Origin of the sequence: Streptomyces sp. DT190 (genome assembly GCF_049846985.1) — a bacterium.
Taxonomy (GTDB): Bacteria; Actinomycetota; Actinomycetes; order Streptomycetales; family Streptomycetaceae; genus Streptomyces.
In genome coordinates this window covers 1-935 of record NZ_JBNCNM010000062.1, presented here as the reverse complement: position 1 = coordinate 935, position 935 = coordinate 1, and the positions used below count along the sequence as shown (strand labels likewise).

The following is a 935-nucleotide window of genomic DNA, read 5'->3' as shown; positions in this document are numbered from 1 at the left end:
CAGAGGTATCTGGCACGGCGCTGAGGGCAGCCCCGGGGCGTGCGGATCGGTCATGGGGCAACAGTAGCCGCGAAGTTTTAAGTTCTTTAGTACTGGGTTCCGCTCTGCTGAGCGAATGGGAGCCCCCCGGGGGCGCTGGAGTGGCGCGTCGGCGATCGGGCGCCCGGCCGACAGACTGCACGCCGGTGTGGGTTCCGAAGTCCGCCCTGGTGTACGTGCCGCCCTCGGGCCGGGTGCACGAGCGTGCAGACCTCCAGCGGGTGTGGCGTCGTCTCGCGGGCGTTTGCCGCCCCGTACGGGTGACACCGGGCCCATTTCGGCAAACCGTCCCAGCCGACGACAGCCCGCCTGGCCCATGACCGTCGTGTTGTTATCACCTGGTGGAAGGCGGTGCGGGGGCGGCGTCGACGTATAGGCGGTCGCGGTAGCCGCTGCCTTGGCGGTAAGGACCGGTGCAGGTGATCAGCACCAGCCGGGGCGGTCCGGTGGTGGTGATGAACTCGCCCGGCAGCGCGGCGCCGCGGCGCACGATGACCGCCCTCACCCGGTAGCCCACCGTGCCGACCGGGGCGGTGACCGACCCGGTCGCCCGCTTTGGCGCGGATCAGGGGCGCGAAGACCGCGGTCCCACGTCGGGTGTCGAGGCGCCCGGCGATGACGGTGCTGCCCTGACGGCTGCCCGGCGGGGCGGTGTCCTTCCACCAGCCGGCCGCCTTTCCGTCGCCTGGCACGGCCAGCCGCCCATCGCTCCCCACCCCGACGGGCACTACCGCCGCATCCAAGCCGACCCCCGGCAACGTCAGGCGTACCGGTCCCCGGCCCGCCGTCGAGGTTGTGTGGGCAGGAGACCGCTGGGGTGGCACCGGGAAGGGCGGTGCCGCCTCAGCGGTGGGGGCAGGGCGCGCCGGGACGCTGGCGGCCGCCAACGCGACGAC

The 935-nt window shown here is 72.9% G+C and carries 1 protein-coding gene; it reads right to left on the bottom strand.

What is annotated here, in order from left to right; genetic code table 11:
• Positions 1–373: 373 nt before the first annotated feature.
• Positions 374–544, bottom strand: a complete 171-nt coding sequence (locus ACPXCS_RS39585) for a hypothetical protein (RefSeq protein ID WP_425951919.1) — start codon at positions 542–544, stop codon at positions 374–376.
• Positions 545–935: the final 391 nt, after the last annotated feature.